Source organism: Mycobacterium attenuatum (assembly GCF_900566085.1).
GTDB lineage: Bacteria > Actinomycetota > Actinomycetes > Mycobacteriales > Mycobacteriaceae > Mycobacterium > Mycobacterium attenuatum.
In genome coordinates this window covers 22,849-43,794 of record NZ_UPHT01000057.1, presented here as the reverse complement: position 1 = coordinate 43,794, position 20,946 = coordinate 22,849, and the positions used below count along the sequence as shown (strand labels likewise).

Annotated in this window: 22 protein-coding genes; 4 read left to right on the top strand and 18 right to left on the bottom strand. The window is 64.7% G+C overall.

All coding sequences use genetic code 11. The features are described 5' to 3' along the window. Positions 1-39: 39 nt before the first annotated feature. A complete protein-coding gene (gene mntR / locus EET13_RS09875; protein ID WP_122442118.1) occupies positions 40-732 on the top strand; it encodes a manganese-binding transcriptional regulator MntR in 693 nt (230 codons plus the stop codon). A 2-nt stretch (positions 733-734) separates the two neighbouring features. On the opposite strand, the gene EET13_RS09870 is transcribed toward mntR, so the two are convergent. From EET13_RS09870 to EET13_RS09825, 10 genes are all read right to left on the bottom strand, one after another. Then, complete coding sequence (locus EET13_RS09870; protein WP_122442117.1) at positions 735-1,988, bottom strand: acyl-CoA dehydrogenase family protein; 1,254 nt, start codon at positions 1,986-1,988, stop codon at positions 735-737. A gap of 15 nt (positions 1,989-2,003) precedes the next feature. Beyond that, on the bottom strand, positions 2,004-3,194 hold the full coding sequence (locus EET13_RS09865) for a lipid-transfer protein (RefSeq protein ID WP_103802705.1): 1,191 nt from the start codon (positions 3,192-3,194) through the stop codon (positions 2,004-2,006). Positions 3,195-3,304: 110 nt separating this feature from the next. After that, complete coding sequence (gene truB / locus EET13_RS09860; protein WP_122442116.1) at positions 3,305-4,201, bottom strand: tRNA pseudouridine(55) synthase TruB; 897 nt, start codon at positions 4,199-4,201, stop codon at positions 3,305-3,307. After that, the gene (gene pptT / locus EET13_RS09855) at positions 4,198-4,881 is read right to left on the bottom strand and encodes a 4'-phosphopantetheinyl transferase PptT (RefSeq protein ID WP_122442115.1); all 684 of its coding nucleotides are present in this window, start codon (positions 4,879-4,881) and stop codon (positions 4,198-4,200) included. The genes truB and pptT overlap by 4 nt, the downstream gene beginning before the upstream one ends. After that, positions 4,878-5,843, bottom strand: a complete 966-nt coding sequence (locus EET13_RS09850; protein ID WP_122442114.1) for a metallophosphoesterase family protein — start codon at positions 5,841-5,843, stop codon at positions 4,878-4,880. Before EET13_RS09850 ends, pptT begins: the two co-directional genes overlap by 4 nt. Before the next feature lie 70 nt (positions 5,844-5,913). Continuing rightward, positions 5,914-6,474: an LppA family lipoprotein gene (locus EET13_RS09845; protein WP_122442168.1), complete on the bottom strand. Its 561-nt coding sequence runs from the start codon at positions 6,472-6,474 to the stop codon at positions 5,914-5,916. Positions 6,475-6,517: 43 nt separating this feature from the next. Continuing rightward, the gene (locus tag EET13_RS09840; RefSeq protein WP_122442113.1) at positions 6,518-7,078 is read right to left on the bottom strand and encodes an LppA family lipoprotein; all 561 of its coding nucleotides are present in this window, start codon (positions 7,076-7,078) and stop codon (positions 6,518-6,520) included. Between the two features lie 41 nt (positions 7,079-7,119). Next, positions 7,120-7,683: an LppA family lipoprotein gene (locus EET13_RS09835; protein ID WP_122442112.1), complete on the bottom strand. Its 564-nt coding sequence runs from the start codon at positions 7,681-7,683 to the stop codon at positions 7,120-7,122. Continuing rightward, positions 7,683-9,371 carry an alpha/beta hydrolase family protein gene (locus tag EET13_RS09830; protein ID WP_122442111.1) on the bottom strand — a complete coding sequence of 563 codons (1,689 nt, stop codon included), beginning with the start codon at positions 9,369-9,371 and terminating at the stop codon, positions 7,683-7,685. The genes EET13_RS09835 and EET13_RS09830 overlap by 1 nt, the downstream gene beginning before the upstream one ends. Before the next feature lie 3 nt (positions 9,372-9,374). Beyond that, positions 9,375-9,695 (bottom strand): hypothetical protein, encoded by a 321-nt coding sequence (locus EET13_RS09825; RefSeq protein WP_023372436.1) that lies wholly within the window; start codon positions 9,693-9,695, stop codon positions 9,375-9,377. A 136-nt stretch (positions 9,696-9,831) separates the two neighbouring features. Here EET13_RS09825 and EET13_RS09820 point away from each other — a divergent pair, with 136 nt between their 5' ends. Continuing rightward, the gene (locus tag EET13_RS09820) at positions 9,832-10,413 is read left to right on the top strand and encodes a DUF3558 domain-containing protein (RefSeq protein ID WP_023372435.1); all 582 of its coding nucleotides are present in this window, start codon (positions 9,832-9,834) and stop codon (positions 10,411-10,413) included. 10 nt (positions 10,414-10,423) lie between these two features. Then, positions 10,424-12,115 carry a CocE/NonD family hydrolase gene (locus tag EET13_RS09815; RefSeq protein ID WP_425294233.1) on the top strand — a complete coding sequence of 564 codons (1,692 nt, stop codon included), beginning with the start codon at positions 10,424-10,426 and terminating at the stop codon, positions 12,113-12,115. Here the strand turns inward: EET13_RS09815 and EET13_RS09810 are convergent. The 4 genes from EET13_RS09810 to EET13_RS09795 form a co-directional block, all read right to left on the bottom strand. Continuing rightward, positions 12,074-12,619: a DUF1802 family protein gene (locus EET13_RS09810; protein WP_122442109.1), complete on the bottom strand. Its 546-nt coding sequence runs from the start codon at positions 12,617-12,619 to the stop codon at positions 12,074-12,076. The genes EET13_RS09815 and EET13_RS09810 overlap by 42 nt on opposite strands. Further along, entirely contained in the window at positions 12,616-12,885 is a 270-nt protein-coding gene (locus EET13_RS09805; protein ID WP_122442108.1) for a DUF2277 family protein, read from the bottom strand. The genes EET13_RS09810 and EET13_RS09805 overlap by 4 nt, the downstream gene beginning before the upstream one ends. Positions 12,886-12,913: 28 nt before the next feature. Beyond that, positions 12,914-14,155 (bottom strand): PPE family protein, encoded by a 1,242-nt coding sequence (locus tag EET13_RS09800; RefSeq protein ID WP_122442107.1) that lies wholly within the window; start codon positions 14,153-14,155, stop codon positions 12,914-12,916. Between the two features lie 127 nt (positions 14,156-14,282). Next, a complete protein-coding gene (locus EET13_RS09795; RefSeq protein WP_122442106.1) occupies positions 14,283-15,488 on the bottom strand; it encodes a PPE family protein in 1,206 nt (401 codons plus the stop codon). Positions 15,489-15,978: 490 nt separating this feature from the next. Between EET13_RS09795 and EET13_RS09790 the strand changes: the two genes are divergently transcribed. Next, entirely contained in the window at positions 15,979-16,728 is a 750-nt protein-coding gene (locus EET13_RS09790) for an enoyl-CoA hydratase (protein WP_122442105.1), read from the top strand. Between the two features lie 6 nt (positions 16,729-16,734). Here the strand turns inward: EET13_RS09790 and EET13_RS09785 are convergent, their stop codons facing one another. From EET13_RS09785 to EET13_RS09770, 4 genes are read right to left on the bottom strand one after another with little or no spacing between them, the layout of a single operon-like run. Beyond that, the gene (locus EET13_RS09785) at positions 16,735-17,817 is read right to left on the bottom strand and encodes an ABC transporter ATP-binding protein (protein WP_122442104.1); all 1,083 of its coding nucleotides are present in this window, start codon (positions 17,815-17,817) and stop codon (positions 16,735-16,737) included. Beyond that, positions 17,810-19,123, bottom strand: a complete 1,314-nt coding sequence (locus EET13_RS09780; protein WP_122442103.1) for an ABC transporter substrate-binding protein — start codon at positions 19,121-19,123, stop codon at positions 17,810-17,812. Before EET13_RS09780 ends, EET13_RS09785 begins: the two co-directional genes overlap by 8 nt. A 6-nt stretch (positions 19,124-19,129) precedes the next feature. After that, complete coding sequence (locus EET13_RS09775) at positions 19,130-19,963, bottom strand: carbohydrate ABC transporter permease (RefSeq protein WP_122442102.1); 834 nt, start codon at positions 19,961-19,963, stop codon at positions 19,130-19,132. Then, a complete protein-coding gene (locus EET13_RS09770; RefSeq protein ID WP_244603841.1) occupies positions 19,963-20,874 on the bottom strand; it encodes a carbohydrate ABC transporter permease in 912 nt (303 codons plus the stop codon). Before EET13_RS09770 ends, EET13_RS09775 begins: the two co-directional genes overlap by 1 nt. Positions 20,875-20,946: the final 72 nt, after the last annotated feature.

The following is a 20,946-nucleotide window of genomic DNA, read 5'->3' as shown; positions in this document are numbered from 1 at the left end:
GACCCGGTTTTAGGTCAGGTGCGCCTAAACTCTCAGGTTGTGAGGGCTGACGAAGAGCCTGGCGGTCTCACCGCGGTTGCCCAGGACTACCTGAAGGTCATCTGGAAGGCTCAGGAATGGTCGTTGGAAAAGGTCAGTACCAAGATGCTGGCCGAGAAGATCGGGGTTTCGGCCAGCACGGCCTCGGAGTCGATCCGCAGACTCGCCGAACAGGGTTTGGTCGACCACGAAAAATACGGCGCGGTGACGTTGACCGACGCCGGCCGTCGCGCGGCGCTGGCGATGGTGCGCCGGCACCGGCTTCTGGAGACGTTCCTGGTCAATGAACTCGGTTACGGCTGGGACGAAGTGCACGACGAGGCCGAGGTGCTCGAGCATGCGGTATCGGATCGGCTGGTGGCTCGAATCGACGCCAAGCTGGGCTTTCCGCAGCGCGATCCGCACGGGGACCCCATTCCGGCATCCGACGGGCAAGTGCCCACGCCGCCGGCCCGGCAACTGTGGGAGTGCCGCGACGGCGATACCGGCACGGTGGCCCGCATCTCCGATGCCGAACCGGAAATGCTGCGGTATTTCGACAGTGTCGGAATCAGCCTGGACTCGCGGCTGCGGGTAGTGACCCGGCGCGAGTTCGCCGGCATGATCTCAGTGGCGATCGACTCCGGTGACGGCGGCCCGACGCCTGTCGAGTTGGGGAGCCCGGCGGCACGAGCGATCTGGGTGGTGGCCTAGCGTCAGGCCAGTAGGCCCTTGGCGATATGCGTTACCTGGATCTCGTTGCTGCCGGCATAGATCATCAGCGACTTCGCGTCCCGGGCAAGCTGTTCGACCCGATACTCCGCCATATAGCCGTTGCCGCCGAACAATTGCACGGCCTCCATCGCGACGTCGGTGGCGGCCTCCGAGGAATAGAGCTTGATGGCCGACGCCTCGGCCAGTGACGGAAGCTTGCCGGCCTTGAGCCGTTCCAGAATTTGAAACACCATGTTCTGCACGTTGATTCGGGCAATCTCCATCTTGGCAAGCTTGAGCTGGATCAGCTGGAACTGCCCGATATTCTTGCCCCAGAGGGTGCGGGTCTTCGCATATGCCACACACAGCCGGTGACATTCGTTGATGATGCCCAGCGCCATCAACGCGACCCCGAGGCGTTCCGCGGCGAAGTTGGCCCGGGCACTGTCGCGGCCGTCGCCGTCGGTGTGCTGTTCCTGCTCCCCCAGCAGACGGTCCGGAGTCAGTCGCACGCTGTCGAAGAAAAGTTCGCCGGTCGGCGACGACATCATGCCCATCTTCTTGAACGGCTTGCCCTGCGTCAGACCCGGCATTCCCGCATCCAAAACGAAGGTGAGCACCGGCCGGTTGCGCCGGTCCGAATCGGCGTCGCCAGCGGAGCCGTCGTCGAGTTTCGCGTAGACCACCAGCACGTCCGCGTCGGGACCGTTGGTGATGAAGGTCTTCTGCCCGTTGAGAATGTAGTCCGCGCCGTCGCGCTTGACGTGGGTTTTCATGCCGCCGAACGCATCCGAGCCCGAGTCAGGCTCGGTGATTGCCCACGCCGCGACCTTTTCCAGCGTCATCAGCTCAGGCAACCAGCGCTCCTTCTGGGCCAGCGTGCCGCGGCTCATGATGGTCGCCGCCCCCAACCCGATGCTGACCGCGACCGTGCTGATCAATCCGATGCTCACCCCCGCAAGTTCGGACACCATGACCGCAACCATCGACGCCTGAGCGCCGAGGACACCGAAACTGCTTGAACTGCCACCTCTTTCGTTCTTTCCGTGGCGCTCAGCCCGTTCCCGGTCCAGCATCGACTTGACCGATTCGGCGGCCACCGCGTCGAGGCCGAACTGGCTGAACAGCTTGCGCACGATCGGATATGGCGACAGCGCACCGGTTTCCAACTCGTCCAGATTCGGCCGGATTTCTTTGTCGATGAATTGGCGAACCGCGTCGCGCATCATCAGATCGGTCTCGGACCACTCGATCACGGCGCGCGCCCGATCTCAGCGCTCGGCGCGCTGGTAGGCGGTGACGACGGCGGCGCCGCCTAGCCCGATGTTGTGTTGCAAAGCGGCGGTGACGTTGTCGACCTGCCGCTTGTCTGCGGTGCCGCGCAGTTGCCAAGTCAATTCGGAGCACTGCGCCAAGCCCGTCGCGCCCAGCGGATGCCCCTTGGAGATGAGACCGCCGGAAGGGTTGACCACCCAGCGTCCGCCATAGGTGGTGTCGCCGTTGTCGATCAGCTTGGGCGCCTCGCCCGGGCCGCATAGGCCCAGCGCCTCGTACAGCAAGAGCTCGTTGGCCGAAAAGCAGTCGTGCAACTCGATAACCTGAAAGTCCTCGGGACCGAGTCCCGATTGCTGATAAACACGTTGTGCCGCTTGAACATTCATGTCGTAGCCAATGAGGTTCTTGGCGCTGCCGTCGAAGGTGGACGCGAAATCGGTTGTCATGGCCTGACCGACGATCTCCACCGCCTGGCCGGCCAGCCCGTGACTGTCGACGAACGATTCCGATGCCAGGATAGCCGCAGCCGAACCGTCGGAGGTCGGCGAACATTGCAGCTTAGTCAGCGGGTCGGAGATCATCCGCGACGCCAGGATGTCGTCGAGGGTGTAGGACTCCTGAAACTGCGCATAGGGGTTGTTGACCGAATGCTTGTGATTCTTGTAGCCGATCTTGGCGAAATGCTCTGCGGTGGTGCCGTACTGCTTCATGTGCTCCCGGCCGGCGGCGCCGAACATCCACGGGGCCACCGGCATGGCGAACTCGTCGATCTGCGCCAGCGCCTTGACGTGTCTGGCCATCGGCGATTCGCGGTCTTGCGCACCACCGCTCAACGAACCGGGTTGCATCTTCTCGAAGCCGAGCGCGATCGTGCAGTCGGCGATTCCGCCGCGGATGGCCTGGGCCGCCAAGAACAGCGCCGTCGAGCCGGTCGAGCAGTTGTTGTTGACGTTGACGATCGGGATCCCGGTCATGCCGAGCTCGTAGAGCGCCCGCTGCCCGGACGTCGAATCGCCGGCGACATAGCCGACGTAGCCTTGCTCGACGTCGTTGTAGTCGACGCCGGCATCGCGCAGCGCGTTGGTTCCCGATTCCCGCGCCATGTCGGGATAGTCCCAGCCTTCGCGGCGGCCCGGCTTCTCGAACTTGGTCATGCCCACACCGACGACAAAAACCTTGCTAGGCATCTTGGGAGACATGCACGCCCCTTCCATTCGAGCAGCGGCCGCCCGGCGAGCGCCGTTGGCCTGCCTCCCAGTGTGCAACCTGGATACCGACGGACAACAGCCCGGGTGCCCTACAACGTTGCCGGACGAATTACGACCAGGGATCTGGTCCGTGGACCGTCGTCGCGCAGCAGCGCAATCACCCGCCCGTCGGCGTCGGCGGCGGCGTATATGCCGTCGATACCGGCCGGCGCGAGGGGCCGGCCGTTGGCGGTGGCCTCGGCCTCCTTGGCAGTGAGGTCGCGGCGAGGAAACATCAGCAGGCACGCGTCGTCCAGGCTCAGGCTGAGTTGCGGATGCTGCGCCAGCTTGTCGAGCGAGCACGCCTGGTCCAGGCCGAAGCGGCCCACCCGGGTGCGTCGCAACGACGTCAGGTGGCCACCCACGCCAAGGGCATCACCGAGATCGCGCGCCAACGCGCGAATGTAGGTGCCCGACGAGCAGTCGACTTCCACGTCGAGGTCGACGACGCCGTCACCGCCGCGTCGCGCGGCCAGAACGTCGAACCGGTCGACGCGTACCGGCCGAGCTTGCAGCGCGACGTCATGACCCTGGCGGGCGAGCTCATAGGCGCGACGGCCGCCGACCTTGATCGCACTGACCGCCGAGGGCACCTGACTGATGTCGCCACACAGCCCGGCGATTGTGCTGGCGATCTGCTCATCCGTGAGATGCGCGGCGGAAACGGTGTGCAGCACTTCACCTTCGGCGTCGTCGGTGGACGTGGACCGGCCCAGGCGGATGGTGGCGGCATACGACTTCGACGTCGCGGTCAGCAGGCCCAGGATCTTGGTGGCGCGTTCGATTCCGATGACCAGCACGCCGGTGGCCATCGGGTCCAGCGTCCCTGCATGGCCTACCTTGCGGGTGGCGAAGATGCGGCGGCACCGCCCCACCACGTCGTGACTGGTCATTCCGGGCGGCTTGTCGACCACCACAAGACCTGGGCCGGTGCGGCTTTGGCTCATAGCACGATAGCGGTGAGCACCAGGCCACGTTCGACCGACCATCGGCCGCTCAGCGTCGTCAGCGGCGGACCCGATAGAGCCGACGGGTCGATCAGGATGCGCGACCTGAAGCGGCCCGTCATACCGGAGGCGTCGGCGTCGAACGTGATGTGGGCGTCTTCGAAACCCAGCCATCTCTCGGTCAGCGGGAACCACGCCTTGTACGTTGCCTCCTTGGCGCAGAATAAGATTCGGTCCCAGTGCAGGCCGGCCGGCATGCTGTGGGACAGTTCGGCGCGTTCGGCAGGCAGGCTGATCGCGTCGAGCACGCCGTTGGGCAGCACGTCGTGCGGTTCGGCGTCGATGCCCACCGAACGCACCGCCCCGCTGCGCCCGACCACCGCGCCCCGATAACCGGTGCAGTGGGTCAGACTGCCGACGACGCCGTCGGGCCAGCAGGGTTGTCCCTTGTCGCCCTTGAGAATCGGCACCGGCGGCACGCCGAGCTCACGCAGCGCGACGCGGGCGCAATGGCGGGCGGTGATGAATTCGTTGCGGCGCTTGTCCACCGATCTGGCAATCAACGGCTCCTCGTCCGGCAACGGCGCCAGACCGGGCGGGTCGGAGTACATCTCGGCATACGCCAGATCCTCGACCACCGCGCCGGGCAACACCGACGACACCAGCATGCTCGTCGTCACCGCCGTAATTGCCGCTGCCGCAATCGTTCCCGGAATTGGGCGGCTTGGGCACGCATCTCGGGAGTGATGACAAAGTGGCCGCCGAAGTCGTTGAGATAACCCGGCGCGTACTGCGGGTCGGGCAGGACTTGGCGCAGCCAGCTGTACGGCTTGCGACGACGCCATTCCCGCGGGTAGCCCACCGACACCTCTTCGAAGCGCACGTCGTCATGCCAGGTGGTGCGGGGAATGTGGAGATGGCCGTATACCGAGCACACCGCGTTGTAGCGGGTGTGCCAGTCGGCGGTCTTGGTGGTTCCGCACCACAGCGAGAATTCGGGGTAAAACAGCGCTTCGCAGGGCTCGCGCACCAGGGGAAAGTGGTTGACGAGCACGGTCGGTTGCATCCAATCGAGCTGTTCAAGACGCGCGCGAGTGCTGGCCACCCGTTCGTGGCACCAGGCAGTTCGAGTGGGGTACGGCTCGGGTGAGAGCAGGAATTCGTCGGTGGCCACCACATTGCGTTGCTTCGCGATCGCCATGCCCTCGGCTTTGCTGGTGGCGCCATGTGGCAGGAAGGAGTAGTCATACAGCAGGAACATCGGCACGATGGTGGCCGGGCCGCCGCGTTCGGTCCACACCGGAAACGGGTGCTCGGGGGTCACGACGCCCAGTTCGTCGCACATATTGACCAGGTAGTCGTAGCGCGCTTTGCCGAAGATCTGCGCGGGGTCGCGGTTGGTGGTCCACAACTCGTGGTTACCGGGCACCCAGATGACCTTGGCGAACCGCCGCCGCAGCAAGTCCAGTGTCCAGCGGATCTCGTCGGTGCGTTCGGCGACATCGCCGGCGACGATCAGCCAGTCGTCCGGCGACGATGGGTGCAGCGACTCGGCGACGGGCTTGTTGCCCAGGTGACCGGTGTGCAGGTCGGAGACAGCCCACAGCGTCGGCTGTCCGCCGGTCGACTCGTGCCCTGTCACGATCAACCACCCTAATGAACTGGCGAGGTGCAGACGAATTGTTCCTTGTCACACGCTTTGCTGCGGCGCGCTACGGGGTGGGCGGGGGTTTGGGCGTGTCGGTCTGGCTGATGCGGCAGTCCGATTGCGCGGTGAGCGATGACGCCTTCTGAGTGGATAGCTTGAACTCGACTCCGCCATGACCCGCGATGTAGACATCGTGATCGCCAGGCTTGTTTTTCATCACCCCGAAGTTGGTGGCGCCGAATTGTTTACCACGGTCTTTGACGATCTGCACGGCCTGCGGCCACTTGTCGTCCGGGATTGGTCCACTGAAGACCACCATGAGGTAAGCCATCTTGGCGTCGGTCCATACATATTCGCCTTCACAGTGGTTCCAGCTGTCCATATCGGTTCGCCAAGTCAACCCCGGCACCAAGCCTGTGATCGAATTGGCCATCTGCGTCACCGCGGCGCGATACTCCTCCCTGGCGGCCTCCAATGAAGGCTTGGCCCGCAGCGGGTTCTCCAATTCGGCCACCTTTTCGGGGCTCAACGGCCCCTCCTCACCACGACCGGTTCCATGACCGATGCGACCACAGCCCAGCACCATCACACAAACCACGGCCAGCCAGGCCACAAGCCATCGCATGTTGGGAACCTGCGTCACTAGTCTTTTGCCACGGTCCGAACCGCTACGCGCTGGGCGAGGGTTTCGCCGTATCGGTTTGGCTGATGCGGCAGTCCGATTGCGCGGTGAGCACCGCCGCCTTCTGAGTGGATAGCTTGAACTCGACTCCGCCATGGCCCGCGATGTAGACATCGTGATCGCCAGGCTTGTTTTTCATCACCCCGAAGTTGGTGGCGCCGAATTGTTTACCACGGTCTTTGACGATCTGCACGGCCTGCGGCCACTTGTCGTCGGGAATTGGTCCACTGAAGACCATCATGAAATACGCGGCTTTTGCCCTGGTCCATTCATAATCGCCACCGCAGCCCGTCCAGGTATCCATGTCGGTCCTCCATGTCAACCCGGGCACCAATGCTGTGATTGCGTTTGCCATTTCGGCCGACACGGCCCGGTACTCGTCCTTCGCTGCTTCCAGCGGTGGCTTGGCGCGCAATGCGTCCTCAAGTTCGGCGACCTTCTCCGGGCTCAACGGCCCCTCCTCTCCGCCACCGGCACCATGACCGATGCGACCGCAGCCCAGCACGATCACACAGACCATGGCCAGCCAGGCCACAAGCCATCGCATGTTGGAGGGTCCGTCACTAGTCTTTGCCACGCTCCGAACCGCTATGGGCTCGGCGAGGGTTTCGGCGTATCGGTTTGGCTGATGCGGCAGTCCGACTGTGCGGTGAGCGATGAAGCGACCTGGGTGCCGAGCTTGAATTCGACACCACCGGCACCGGAAATGTACACGTCGTGGTCTCCCGGTTTATCCTTCATGACACCAAAGTTGGTTGCGCCGAACTGTTTTGCCCCGTCCTTAACGATCTGCACGGCCTGCGGCCACTTGTCGTCCGGGATTGGTCCGCTGAATCCGGCCATGAAATACGCCATCTTGGCGTCGGTCCATACATATTCGCCTCCACAGTGATTCCAGCTGTCCATATCCATCGACCAAGTCAACCCAGGCACCAGGGCCGTTATCGCATTGGCCATCTGAGTCACCGCGGCCCGGTACTGATCCTTGGCGGCCTCCAACGTAGGCTTGGCCCGCAGTGGGTTCTCGAGTTCGGCGACTTTTTCTGGGCTCAAAGGTCCCTCCTCTCCGCTACCGGTCCCGTGACCACTGCGACCGCAGCCCAGCACCATCACACAAACCACGGCCAGTAACCATGCCATCGGCCACCGCATCAATGCCCTCCTGCCGGTACCGGGCCCGGCGCGCCGGGCATGCCACCGCCCAGAACCGGCGGAAGCAACGGCGCCTCCACCTTGTTGCCGGGCAGCCCGGCGGCGATCGCCGCGAAGTTGTAGCCGGACATCCGCAGCTGCGGCTGGCCAGCGGCGTCTTGGAAGACGCGAGGATAGTCGCCATGGGCATACACCCCGTCACGCCAAATGCCGCTCCGATCGAAGCCGGCCTGTGACGAGAGTTCGGTCAACCCGGGGGTCAGGTAGGGGTCCGGACCCCAGCCGTGCAGTGGTGCCACCGGGGCCACGAGATCTGTGATGAGGTCGTGCGGAGCCTGCATGACGTAGGCCTCGCCGTGATCAAGCCCCAGCTGGACCGGGCTGTACAGTTCCAGGCCCGGCGAGCCATAGAACACCACATCGTTAACCGGGTGGGAACCGTGGGCGTTGAGATCCTGCAAGGCCAGCGACGCGGTTAGCGACCCGTAGGAGTGTCCCAACACCGTCAGGTGGCCGCTGGGGTTGTTTGCTCGGACCTGCTGCAAATACCTTGACAAATCGGCCGCGCCCGCACGTGCCTGCTCGTCGGTCATGGTCTGCCACAAATCGCCCGCGCTCCCGGTGTCGAGCGGGTTAGGCGGCGGGGTGTAGCCCATCCAGGCGATCGTGGCAACAGAGGTCGGTTTGCCGGCATTCTTCAATTGTCGAATTTCTTCGGCCTGCAAGTTGCGGGCCTCGGTCACCATCCCGGGCAAAGTACCTCGAGTTGTGGAACCCACCCCAGGCACGGTCACCGACACGTTGGCCGCGGTATCCGGATTGCCGACGGCCACGGCCGCCAGCACCTGCTGGTGCGGGTCGTCGGGAATCCGGAGTTGGGCGAGGTAAGTCTCCGGGGCATTGCGCAGCGCCTGGTCGACGGCGTCAAGGTCGGCCAGCCGACCCTTGGCGGCACTGAGCTGACCATCAAGGGCGGCAAGCTGGCCCAACGCGTCGCTGTTCAGGATGCCGTTGTTGTAATCTCTGGCAGCCTGTGCCGCAAGGTCGTCGTATCGTCCCTGCAACTGTCCGATACGGGCTTGCAGCTTGGCGCGCTCCTCGCGCAGCCGCTCCTCGTTGGCGTCGCTGGCAAGCTGTGTCGGTGTCAGGCCTTCGGGACCGACCGGCGGACCGGACTCCGCCGGGATGGGCGCATCTCCGTCAGCCATGTTGACCGCTGAGGCCAATTGCTCGTCGACGGCGTTGGCCTCGGCAACGATCACATCGAGCTCGGCCTGCAGCTCCGCTTGCTTGGCCAGCATCCGCGCCCACTCGGCCTCGGTATACCGCAGTCCGGGGACCGGCACCACCTTGTTGCTGAGCGCGTCGACCGTCAGCTCGGCGGCCGCGGCGGCTTTGCGTAGTGCGGCCAGGTCCGATTGAACCTTCACAATGCCGTCCGCGGCCCTGTCAGCCGCGCGGGCAACGGCCAACGCCTCGTAACCGTGGGCGTCGAGATCGCGGCGAAGCCCCTCGTTTTGGTGTGCCGCCGCCTCAGCGGTCTTGCCGCCGGAGCTCGCAAATATCGACAACGTCGCCAACTGACGGGACACCTCCAACGTCACCTCGGCTCGGGACTTGGCGGCGTGAAACACCTCCCGGACCGCTTGCGCGTTCCACCGATCGATATCGGCCACCGTCAAGGACACCGATCACACCTGACGCGTCGTACCGACGGCAGAAGCGCCGACCCGCGCTAACGCATGTGCCCTTTCCTCCTCCGCCGCCGCGTGCCGGACAGCGGCCTCGTGCAGGCCGCGTGCGTGGTCACCGACCCGGGTCAGCAGCGCCCTGGACACCTCCAACCAGTCGCCCAGTTTGGCATCGAACGCCGTCGCCGAGGCGCCTTGCCAGCCCACCTGCGCCGACTGAAGCCGATAGTCGGACGTCAAATGCGCGGTCGCCAACCCCTCACCCTGACCGGTCACGTGCACCGCCGAGGACATCCACTCCTCCGGGCTGAGCTGAAACATCCCAACCTCCTGATGCCATGTGGAGACCCCAGCATGCCAAGCGCCTCATGGGTGCACAACTCAGCGAACCTCTGTGACGGCCGCGGCGAGGACTTGTACACTCCCGGCAAAGGGACCGCCAAAGGCAGGGGGTGTGGTGTTCGCCAAGGTGCGTCTGGCCGGAGCGCTCGGTGCGCTGGTCACAGCTGCCGTAGCGGGGACCGTGGGCTGGCATGGCGCCTCGGCGTCGCCGGCCGACGGCAGTGTCGAGTTGCGGTCAACTGCGGAACCGATGTCGACCACCATGAAGAGCCCCATCGTGGCGACCACCGATCCGAGTCCGTTCGACCCGTGCAACGACATTCCCTTCGACGCAGTCCAGCGCCTCGGCCTCGCCTACACACCGCCGGAAGCCGAGGAGGGGTTGCGGTGCCACTACGACGCGGGCAACTATCAGCTGGCCGTCGAGCCCATCACCTGGCGCAGCTACGCCCAGACTCTGCCGGCGGACGCCATCGAGACCACCATCGCCGGCCACCGCGCCGCGCAGTATTGGGTGCTCAAGCCGACCTACCACAACAGCTTCTGGTACTCCTCGTGCATGGTGACGTTCAAAACGAGCTATGGGGTGATCCAGCAGTCGCTGTTCTACTCGACGGTCTACTCCGAGCCCGACGTCGACTGCCCGTCCACCAACCTGCAACGGGCCAACGATCTGGCTCCGTATTACAAGTTCTAGGTCGCGCACAGTGAGCGCCACCTCGCCACGGTCCGAGCAGCGCGGCCCGAGCAGGCGAGCCGGCCGCGCCGTCCCGGGAGCGGTTGGCGCGCTGCTGCGTCTGCCCCGCGCGACCACGCGCTACACCGTGAGCCGGGTGCACGTCCCGATGCGCGACGGGATTCACCTGGTCGCCGACCACTACGCGCCCACGACGTCCGAGCCGACCGGCACGCTGCTCGTCCGGTGCCCCTATGGCCGCGGATTCCCGTTTTCTTTGGTGTTCGCCGGGCTCTATGCCGCGCGCGGCTATCACGTGGTGTTGCAAAGCGTGCGCGGAACTTTCGGGTCGGCCGGCGAATTCGAACCGATGGCCAACGAAGCGGCCGACGGTGCCGACACCGTCGAGTGGTTGCGGCGCCAACCGTGGTTCACCGGCCGGTTCGCAACCGTCGGCCTCTCGTACTTGGGTTTCACTCAGTGGGCGCTGCTGCACGATCCGCCGCCGGAGCTGGCCGCGGCCGTCATCACCGTGGGGCCACACGATTTCCGGGCCTCGGTGTGGGGCACCGGATCGTTTGCCGTCAACGACTTCTTGGGCTGGAGTTATCTGGTTTCGCGTCAAGAAGAATCGGGGCCGCTGCGAGGCGCGATCCGCCAGCTACGGGCGCCGCGCAAGGTGAAACGTGCCATCTCTGGGATGCCGATGAACTCGGCGGCCCGGACACTGCTCGGCGAGGGCGCACCCTGGTTCGAATCCTGGGTACAAAACGCCGACCACGATCACCCCTTCTGGGAATCACGGCGTTATCCCGCCGCGTTGGACCGCGTTGAGGTTCCGGTCCTGCTGCTGACCGGCTGGCAGGACATCTTCCTGGACCAGACGCTGCACCAGTATCAGCAGCTGCGCGACCGAGGCGTAGAGGTGGCGCTGACAGTCGGCCCGTGGACACATACCCAGATGATGAGTAAAGGGTTGGCCACCTGTGCTCGGGAGTCGTTGGACTGGTTGAACGCCCACTTGGGCAGCGCGCCGGCTCCACGCCGCCCAGATGCCGTTCGCGTCTTCGTGAACCGTCATGACTGGCGTTCACTGCCCGACTGGCCGCCGCCGACCAGCCAACGGGTGCTGTACCTGGCACCGCATGGCCACTTGGACGAGGCGGCGCCGCCGGCCAGCAGCCCACCGGCGAGTTTCCGCTATGACCCCGCCGACCCAACACCCATCACCGGCGGCGCGTTATTGGCCAAAGGCGGCTACCGCGACGACACACGGCTAGCGCTGCGCGACGACGTCCTGTCCTTTACCGGCACCACCATTACGCAGGATCTGTACATATACGGAAATCCCATCATCGAATTGACGCACTCTTCGGACAACCCCAACGTCGACGTGTTCGTCCGGGTAAGCGAGGTCGACGCCAAGGGCCGATCCCGCAATGTCACCGACGGCTACCGTCGGCTCGGGGACGCGCCGGAGACAGTCCGCATCGAGCTCGACGCCGTCGCCCACCGGTTCAAAGCCGGCTCCCGTATCCGCGTCCTGGTCGCCGGCAGTTGGTTTCCCCGCTACGCACCCAATCTCGGCACCGGCGAACCGGCGCTGTCCGGCCGGCAGACAAAGCCCGCCACCCATTCGGTGCATTTCAGCAATTCCCGGCTGGTACTACCCGTCGGCCCGTCAGCCGACCGCATCGCGGACCCGGGCGGCCACCTCCGCTAGCACATCACCGTCATGCACCGGCGTCGCCAGGCTCGCCGCAATCGGCAGCTGAACCCAGCTGGTGCAACCGCCGTACTCGGGGATGCGGGTGACCTGCACCGGCTCAATAAGCGGCATCGCAGACACCACCAGGACGGCCAGCTTGTGCTTGGGCCGGAAGTCGAGCCGGTCCGCGCGGATCGACGCGGCGGTCCAGATATGCAGATCCTGAATGTCGTCCAGCCCCTCAGGCCGGTTAACCTGCAGTGCTGCAACGACTTTCGCCGCAGCGCGAACCAGGACGTGCTCGTCGGCGCTGTCGGCGGCCGCGCGGGCCAACAGGTCGCGGTGCTCGGGACGAACCCGCTGCGGGTGGCTGTGCGCGACCGTCGGGAACAACAAGAACTCTCCGGCCGCCACCTCGAACCGCTTCTCCCCGATGCCGCCCTTGCGCAACAGCACGGTTTGACGGCCGTCGAGCAGCGCGTGCACGGCCGCACTCCATTCCTTCAGCGCGGGCGTCACTGGGATCTCGCCACGCGGGCCAACACTTCGGGCCGGCGCAGCGGCGGCAGACTCTTGGGTGGCTGACGCCGCGCCGGCAACGCGGCCAGCAGCCGCGTCGTCGTCGCCGTCACTTCAGCAACCGCGGCTTCGAACGCTTCGGCATTGGCTGGTGACGGACGGGTGATACCGCTGACCTTGCGCACATATTGGCGCGCGGCGGCCGCGATCTCCGCAGCCGTGGCCGGGGGTTCCAGGCCGCGCAATTCGGTGATGTTTCGGCACATGTCTCAACGATAGGTGCGGTGTAGCCGGCTACCCGGCAGACGGTGAGCGTTGCGTCACCCGATACCGGAATCCGTATCGCTGGTCAGGCGCCGCGGCATGCCTGCCGGCCGCCGCCGTCGGCATGCCCTGCAGGTAGGCGTTTGCCTTCGCATTCGCTAAGGAGCCGATGATGTCGAACTCCTGATCCAGCGGGGCAGCGTGAAACGCTCGAACACTGGCGCCCCAACTACTCGGCGTCGACAAGGATCCGATCGAACCCGCCTTGGCCATCACCGCCGACACCGGTCTGGCCAGACGGTCGAGGTGTTCCCAATACTGTTCAGGCGCCCCGAAAATCCTGGGCGCCCCACCGCCGGTGGAGGCTCCGATACGAAGTTTCGGGCCCCAGCTGTCCAGAACCGAGGATCCTGAATCGCCGGCACCGCCGGGGCTTCCCGGTATGGTCTGTTGTGTAATCGAGGCGATGAACTGTGCTATCCCCATCGCGAAATAGCTCAACCCCGCCAGTCGAACCAGCGCGGTGCGTTCCGCGGGAGTGATGTCGGGCAACAGCGCCTCGAGCCATTGCGCGAACGCTGCGTATGCCGGGAAACACGCGTTGGACGACAGCCGTGCCAGCCCGCGCGATATAGCCGGGCTGGACGCGAGCCCCCAAATCTTTGCCGATATTGCCGTACCCGCAGATGTCGCGGCGGCTTCGGCAACCGCGGCTGATTGCCTCATCGGACCCGCCAGGTCGGTGGTCGCCGGCGGAGGGTGGAACGGCCTCAGCACGGTGGCGGTTGCCGACGAGCCGGCATAGCCGTACATCGCGGCGGCGTCTTGCGCCCACATCTCGGCGTATTCCGCCTCGGTGGTCGCGATCGCCGGAGTGTTCTGGCCGAAGAAGTTGGTGTTAACGAGCGTCATCAGCAAGATGCGGTTGCCGGCAACAGTCGGCGGAGGCACCGTCATGGTGAAGGCCGTCTCGTATGCGGCGGCGGCCACCCGCGCCTGGCTGGCCGTGTGTTCGGCCTGGATCGCGGTGGCGCTGAGCCAGGCCACATACGGCGCGGCCGCGGCCGCCATCGACGCCGCGGCCGGACCGATCCATAGTGCGCTGGTCAGCTCTGAGACCACCGACGAGTAGCCGGCGGCCATCGTGCTCAGCTCGGTTGCCAGCGCATCCCAGGCGGCAGCAGCTGCCAACATGGATCCCGAACCCGGACCGGCATACATCCGCGCGGAGTTGATCTCCGGGGGCAGCGCCCCGTAATCGCCCCACATCATCGGACTATCCGTGACTGGGCACGCTCGCCTGCAGGGAAAATCCACCGCCACAGAATTGCCATGGCGGGGAACGTAACTCGCGGACCAGGTTTTCGGCGGCTCGTTGCCGCACTCGTCGTCATCAGCCTTAGCCCGCGAACGGCGGACGCGCCATCACTGTGGGGCGAACTCCATACCGGGGACCGGAACTCGCCGCGCCGTGCCCGACCGGCCCGCCAAGCGGCATGCCGCCCAACAGGTTTCCAGAACCTGCACCGTCGGGCGCGAACTTGAACGTCTCGACCGGCATCCGCGCCGGGATGGACTCGACGCCCGGGAGGGCCTGCGCCCACGAGGGCGGCACCGACAGCCCGCGGCCTATCGATCCCGCGTGACCCAAGCCGGCCGACACCTGCCCACCGCCACCCACCAGGCCCTCCAAGCCTGCCAGTCCGCTTTGCGCGGCACCGGCGGCGGCTGGGGCGGCCGTGCCGCCGAGCAACCCCAACGTCTTGCTGGACTGCACAAAGTTGTTCGCCATACCAATGCTGAAATAGGGCAAGCCCTCGGTGTTGTAGAAGAAGCTGGCGTATGGCTGCAAATCGGTCAGCAGCGCCGCAATCGACGTGGGAAAAGTCGACGTCCCGAACAGGATCTGCCACAGCCACGCCAACGGTGAGGATGCCGTCCCCAGACTAATCGGGGTAGCGAGTCCCTGCAGGGCCGTGGGGATTCCCGAAATAAGACGCGAAAGGGCTGATTGGCTGGCGCCGGCCGAGGTGGCGGCGGCGTGAGCGACCGCACCGGACTGGCCGGATGTGCCGGCCGGGTTGACGATGTGCGGCGGCTTGTTGAAGGGGGACAAGGTCGTGGCGGACCCGCTCGCGGCGGCGTATTCGTACATTGCAGCGGCGTCCTGAGCCCACATCTGGCCGTACTGAGACTCCAAAGCCGCTATGGTCGAAGTGTTTTGGCCGTAGACGTTCGATTGCACCAACTCGGTCAATTGCAGCCGGTTGGCCAGGATCATCGGCGGCGGCACTGTCGCAGCGAAGGCGTTCTCGTATGCGGCCGCGCACGCTCTGGCCTGCATGGCCGTCTGCTCGGCCTGGGCGGCGGTGGCCAGCATCCAGACAACATAGGGTGCCACGGCAGCCGCCATCGCCGTTGATGCCGGGCCCAACCACCCTTCCCCTGCCAGCTGGGTGACCAGCTTTTCATAGCCGGCGGCTGCGGAATCCAATTCGGCTGCCAGCGCGCTCCAGACCGATGCCGCTGTCGTCATCGACATCGACCCCGGGCCGGTATACATGCGCGCCGAGTTGACTTCCGGTGGCAAGCCTCCGTAATCCATCGCTTCGTCTCCCAGCTCGGCAGTGGCGGGTGAAGCCGGTCACACTTCTGGCCCACGCGCACTGACAAAAGTGACTTAGCTAACAGCTATTTTAACAATTGTTGTTATATGCACTTGTTAGCTGACTGAAGCGAATATTACGTGTCCGCTGGTCAAGCCCCAACTCAGAACATGAATATTCACCCGTCGTACATTGCTCAGCTACTCCAAAGTCGCCTTCACGGCTAATACGTAACATTCCCGAAAACGACTCGATCGCGTCGCCATGTCAGCTCAAGACATTCGTCAGTGAACGCCGCCGTATACCTGACAGCGGCGCCGCGCCGCCCGACGTCGACTGCGGATACGGGGGTCCTGGTTGCGCTCTCAACGTAGGCGTCTAGCGTGACGTGCCGGGTTTCGCCTGGCGGGCGTCGCGGATCCGCAAGGTTCTTGGCGGGCGGCCACCGACAGCGGTTGCTGGCCGGCCCGGGCTGACTACGGTTGGCTAATGACCGACGACATCCTGCTGATCCACACCGACGAGCGGATCCGCACCTTGACGCTGAACCGCCCGCAGTCCCGCAATGCGTTGTCCGCCGCGCTCCGGGACCGGTTTTTCGGAGCCCTTGCCGAAGCCGACGCCGACGGCGCCGTAGACGTCATCATTCTCACCGGCGCTGATCCGGTGTTCTGTGCAGGACTGGATCTCAAGGAGTTGGGCGGACAATCGGCGTTGCCCGACATCTCACCGCGTTGGCCCGCAATGACCAAGCCGGTGATCGGCGCTATCAACGGCGCGGCGGTGACGGGCGGTCTCGAGGTGGCGCTCTACTGCGACATCCTGATCGCCTCCGAACAAGCCCGCTTCGCCGACACACACGCCCGGGTGGGATTGCTGCCGACCTGGGGACTCAGCGTGCGGCTGCCGCAGAAGGTAGGCGTGGGTATGGCCCGGCGGATGAGCCTCACCGGTGATTACCTGTCTGCTGCCGACGCACTGCGGACCGGCCTGGTTACTCAGGTGGTGCCCCACGATCAACTGCTGCCCATCGCCCGCCAGGTCGCGACGTCCATCGTCGGCAACAACCAGAACGCGGTGCGCGCGCTGCTGGCGTCTTACCACCGCATCGACGAGTCGCACACCAGTGCCGGGCTGTGGTTGGAAGCCATGGCCGCCAGGAAATTTCGCACCAGCGGTGACGACATCGCCGCCAACCGCGAGGCCGTGCTGAAGCGCGGTCGCTCCCAGCTGCGTTAGCCGTCCTCAGCGGATACGGGACTCGGTGCCGCTGTCGAAGAAGCACACCTCGTGCGGGTGCGGCACGATGCCCAGGCAATCACCTACCCCGACCGCGGTGCGGCGGTCGGTGCGGACCACGATCCGCGGCGCCCGGGACGCCCAGCCGTCCTGCTCGAGAGGGGTTGTGTAGACGAAGGATTCGAACCCCAGCTCTTCGACCAATTCCGCGCGCACACCCAGCGATCCCGCAGTGCCGGCCGGCACCACATCCCAGGATTCGGGCCGGATACCCGCCAAGACCCGCCCGACCGCCCCGCGCGGAACCGGAATCGCCAGCGCGGGCGACGTCACCGCACCGGCGCTCACGGTGACCTCAACGAGGTTCATCGCGGGTGCCCCGATGAACGTTGCCACGAACGCGTTCACCGGATCGTCGTACAGCGTCCGCGGGCTGTCAACCTGTTGCAACACACCGTCTTTGAGCACGGCTACCCGGTCACCCATGGTCATCGCCTCCACCTGGTCGTGGGTGACGTAGACGGTGGTGGTGCCCAGCTGGCGCTGCAGCCCGGAAATCTGTGACCTGGTGCTCACCCGCAACTTGGCATCCAGATTCGACAGCGGTTCATCCATGCAGAACACCTGGGGCCGGCGCACGATCGCACGCCCCATCGCCACCCGTTGACGCTGTCCGCCGGAAAGCTTTGACGGCTTACGATCAAGCAGCTCAGTCAATTCCAGCATCTTGGCGACTTCGAGTACTCGCTGCCGGGCGGCCGCGCGCGACATCCCGCCGTTTCTCAAGGCAAACCCCATGTTGGCGGCCACGGTCATATTCGGGTACAGCGCATAGTTCTGGAAAACCATCGCGACGTCGCGTTCACGTGGCGGACGATGAGTCACGTCCACGCCGCCGATGGTGATCTGGCCGCTTTCGACCGACTCCAGCCCGGCCAGCAGCCGAAGGACCGTGGACTTGCCGCAGCCGGAGGGGCCGACGAGGACCAGAAATTCGCCGTCGGCAATGTCGAGGTCCAGGTTGTCGACAGCAGGCGCGTCGGCACCGGAATAGCGATGGGTCACTGCGGAATACCGGACTTCAGCCACGACCGGGCAGCTTTCGTTTGATCTGGCGGTCGAGGATGATTTTCAGTTGCTGTTCGATGTTGGCAAAGGTTGACGTGACGTCGGCTCCACTCAGTCCGATGGATTCCAGCCCGCTGGAGATGATGCGGTTGCCGCCGGGCAGGAAAACGCGTGCGTAATCCTGCGGGCGAGTGTGCGGAAGCTGGTCCAGCGCCACTCGTGCCCGGGGATTGGCCGCCAGGTATTGACGTTCGCTCGGTTCGTCGACCGCCGACTTTCGCACCGGCAGATAGCCGGTGCGCTGGCTGAAGTACGCCGTGTTGCCCGGGTTGGTGACGAATTCAATGAATTTGAGCGCGTTCACTTTTCGTTCGTGGGAAAGCTTGGTGGGGATCGCGAGGCCCGCGCCGCCGGTCGGACAGCCCGGCGCCCCACCCGCGCCGGTGGGCAGTGGCGAAACCCCGAAATCGAAGTGGGCCGCTGCGGTGATGCCGATCAACGCGCCGGTCGATGCCAGGGCCGAAGCCACGATGCCGGTGGCGAACTCGTTGTTGATATCGTTGGCGATCGCCGCATAACCCTTGCGATGGATGGTATCTCGGTAAAAGCTGCCGGCCGCGATGGTGGCCGGATCGGTGAACTTCAGCGTCCACTCGTCGGAGTAGGCACCGCCGAATGTCCAGTTGGGTCCCTGGAACGTCCACGAGATCAGCGTGTCGTTGGCCCAGCCGTGTGCCCAGTTGCCGGCGGTGACAACACGCTGCAGGTGCGGACCCCACTCGTCGAATTCTTGCCAGCTGTGCGGTCCTCGGTCTGGCAGGCCGGCACGTTCCCATACCGCTTTGTTGTAGTAAAACAGCGGCGTGGAGCGAGCATACGGCAACGCATAGTGCCGGCCGTTGAACTCGTAGTCGGCCAACAGCGAGTCGACGTAATCGCTTGTGTCCATTGCCACTTCGTCGAACAAATCTTCCAGCGGGGTGATATTACCGCTCAGGGCGAAGTGGAACCACCAGATGTCGTCCAGCAACACGACGTCGGGCACATCGGTCCCGATCAGCGCCGCATTGAACTTCTGCACAACCTCCTCGTAGTCCTTGCCAGCGTCGATCAGCTTGGCCGCCAGATCCGGGAAACGGCTCTGAAACCGGTTGATCAACTCCTTCTCCACTGCAGTGGATGAGCCGGGGTGGCAGGACCAGAACGTGATCGGGCCCGAACCCGACTTCACTCCCCCGCTGCCGCCCATCCCCGCACACCCGCCCGTTGCTCCTGCGGCCGCAGCACTTGCCAGTGCGAGGAACTGTCGACGGCTTACCGGATTCATGGCGCGCTAACCCTTGACCGCACCCGAAGTGAGGCCCTTGATCATTTGCCGTTGCAAGGCGATGAAGATCAGCAGAATCGGCAACATCGCCAGCAGCGTCACCGCCATCACCGGACCCCAATTCGTGATTCCCTCGGCCTGTTGAAGAAAGGTCAGCCCCACCGGCAGCGGCGCCACCGATTCGTCGTCAGACATCAGGAACGGCCACAGGTATTCGTTCCATTCGTTGACCACCGTGATGATGCCGAAGGCCACCATGGTGGGTCCCGACATAGGTAGCACCACCCGCAAGAGAAGTTGCCACCAGCGCGCGCCATCCATCCTGGCCGCTTCGATGATCTCGGGAGGAAGCGACAGGAAGTGGTTGCGCATCAGGAATGTCCCGAACGCGACACCTGCCAGGGGCAGGATGATGCCCGCAAAGGTGTTGCGCAAGCCCAGCTGTGAGATCAGCGCATAATTCGAGATCACGGTGATCTGGTTGGGCACCATCAGGGCGGCGATGATCAGTAAGAACACCGCGTTCTTGCCCGGAAATCGGACGAATACCAAGCCGAATGCGCAGAGCACACCCAGCACGAACTTCACCGCGGCCAGCGTCGACGTGATGATCACCGAATTACGCAAAAAGGTCCAAAACGGAATCTGCTCGGTCGCGGTCTGGTAATTCTGCGGATACCAGCGCGGCGGCCACCAGGTGGTGGGCTGCGAATAGATGTCCGGCTGGTCTTTGAACGAGGTGAAGAACACGAAAAGCAACGGCCCCGCGATCAGTAGGACAACCAACGACATTGCCGCATACCCGAGCAAGCGAGCGGTCGTGCGACGGCCTGCTGACATCACTGCCGCTGCCCCCGATCCATGACTCGCACCTGGTAGTAGGTGATGGCCAGCAGCACCAGGAACATGATGGTGGCCACGGTGGCGCCGTAACCGGCCCGAAAATTGCGGAACGTCTCCAAATAGACCTGGTAAACCATGGTGGTGGTGCCGGTGCCCTGCGGGCCACCGCGGGTCATGACGTTGATCACGTCGAACACCTGCAACGAGTTGATCAGCACGGTGATCGACAGGAAGAAGGTGGTGGGGCGCAGCTGCGGCAACAGCACCCGGCGAAACGTGGTCCATCGGCTGGCGCCGTCGATTTCGGCCGCCTCCAACAGGTCTCGGCGTACCCCTTGCAACGCTGCCAGGTAGATGACGAAGGTGTATCCGAGGTTCTTCCAGACATAGGTGACCGTCACCATGAACATCGCCCAGTGCGCATCCTGGTAAAAGTTCGGCACGTCGACTCCGATGCGCGCCAACAGGTCTTGCACCAGACCGAAGTGGGGGTCGAAGATGAACTGCGCCGCCAGGCCGACGGCCGCCCCCGAGATCACAAACGGCGCGAATACGGTGGAGCGCACCAGGTTTCGTCCACGCAGCGGTTGGTCAAGCAGCATCGCCAGCACCAGTCCCAACACCATCGAACCGACCACTGCTGCCGTGGTGAACACCGCGGTGTTGGCCACGATCTGGCGGGTGTCGTCACGAGCGAACCATTCGGCGTAGTTGGAAAACCCGACGTACTCGGCTTCCGGATCGGAGATGTTCCAGTCGAACAATGACAACCTGATGTTGTCGGCCAGTGGGCGGTAGATGAACAGCAGCAGCAGCCCCACATTGGGGCCGACCAGAACGGCAAACAGCGCGTAATCCCGCCACGGCCGGTGTCGCGCTCGGCGCGCGTCGGGGAGGAGGGGGGTCACCGGCGCAGTGTATCGGCCGGTTGGCGTAGAGATTGCCGCCACGGTCGGGCCCGCGACCCTGACGGCACCCAT

Coding starts and splice junctions, on each gene's coding strand:
- EET13_RS09795 (WP_122442106.1), bottom strand. CDS start 15,488: ATGGATTACGGAGGCTTGCCACCGGAAGTCAACTCGGCGCGCATGTAT.
- EET13_RS09835 (WP_122442112.1), bottom strand. CDS start 7,683: ATGCGGTGGCCGATGGCATGGTTACTGGCCGTGGTTTGTGTGATGGTG.
- EET13_RS09775 (WP_122442102.1), bottom strand. CDS start 19,963: ATGTCAGCAGGCCGTCGCACGACCGCTCGCTTGCTCGGGTATGCGGCA.
- EET13_RS09800 (WP_122442107.1), bottom strand. CDS start 14,155: ATGATGTGGGGCGATTACGGGGCGCTGCCCCCGGAGATCAACTCCGCG.
- EET13_RS09790 (WP_122442105.1), top strand. CDS start 15,979: ATGACCGACGACATCCTGCTGATCCACACCGACGAGCGGATCCGCACC.
- EET13_RS09825 (WP_023372436.1), bottom strand. CDS start 9,695: ATGTTTCAGCTCAGCCCGGAGGAGTGGATGTCCTCGGCGGTGCACGTG.
- EET13_RS09845 (WP_122442168.1), bottom strand. CDS start 6,474: ATGCGATGGCTTGTGGCCTGGCTGGCCGTGGTTTGTGTGATGGTGCTG.
- EET13_RS09865 (WP_103802705.1), bottom strand. CDS start 3,194: ATGCCTAGCAAGGTTTTTGTCGTCGGTGTGGGCATGACCAAGTTCGAG.
- EET13_RS09840 (WP_122442113.1), bottom strand. CDS start 7,078: ATGCGATGGCTTGTGGCCTGGCTGGCCATGGTCTGTGTGATCGTGCTG.
- EET13_RS09780 (WP_122442103.1), bottom strand. CDS start 19,123: ATGAATCCGGTAAGCCGTCGACAGTTCCTCGCACTGGCAAGTGCTGCG.
- EET13_RS09805 (WP_122442108.1), bottom strand. CDS start 12,885: ATGTGCCGAAACATCACCGAATTGCGCGGCCTGGAACCCCCGGCCACG.
- truB (WP_122442116.1), bottom strand. CDS start 4,201: ATGAGCCAAAGCCGCACCGGCCCAGGTCTTGTGGTGGTCGACAAGCCG.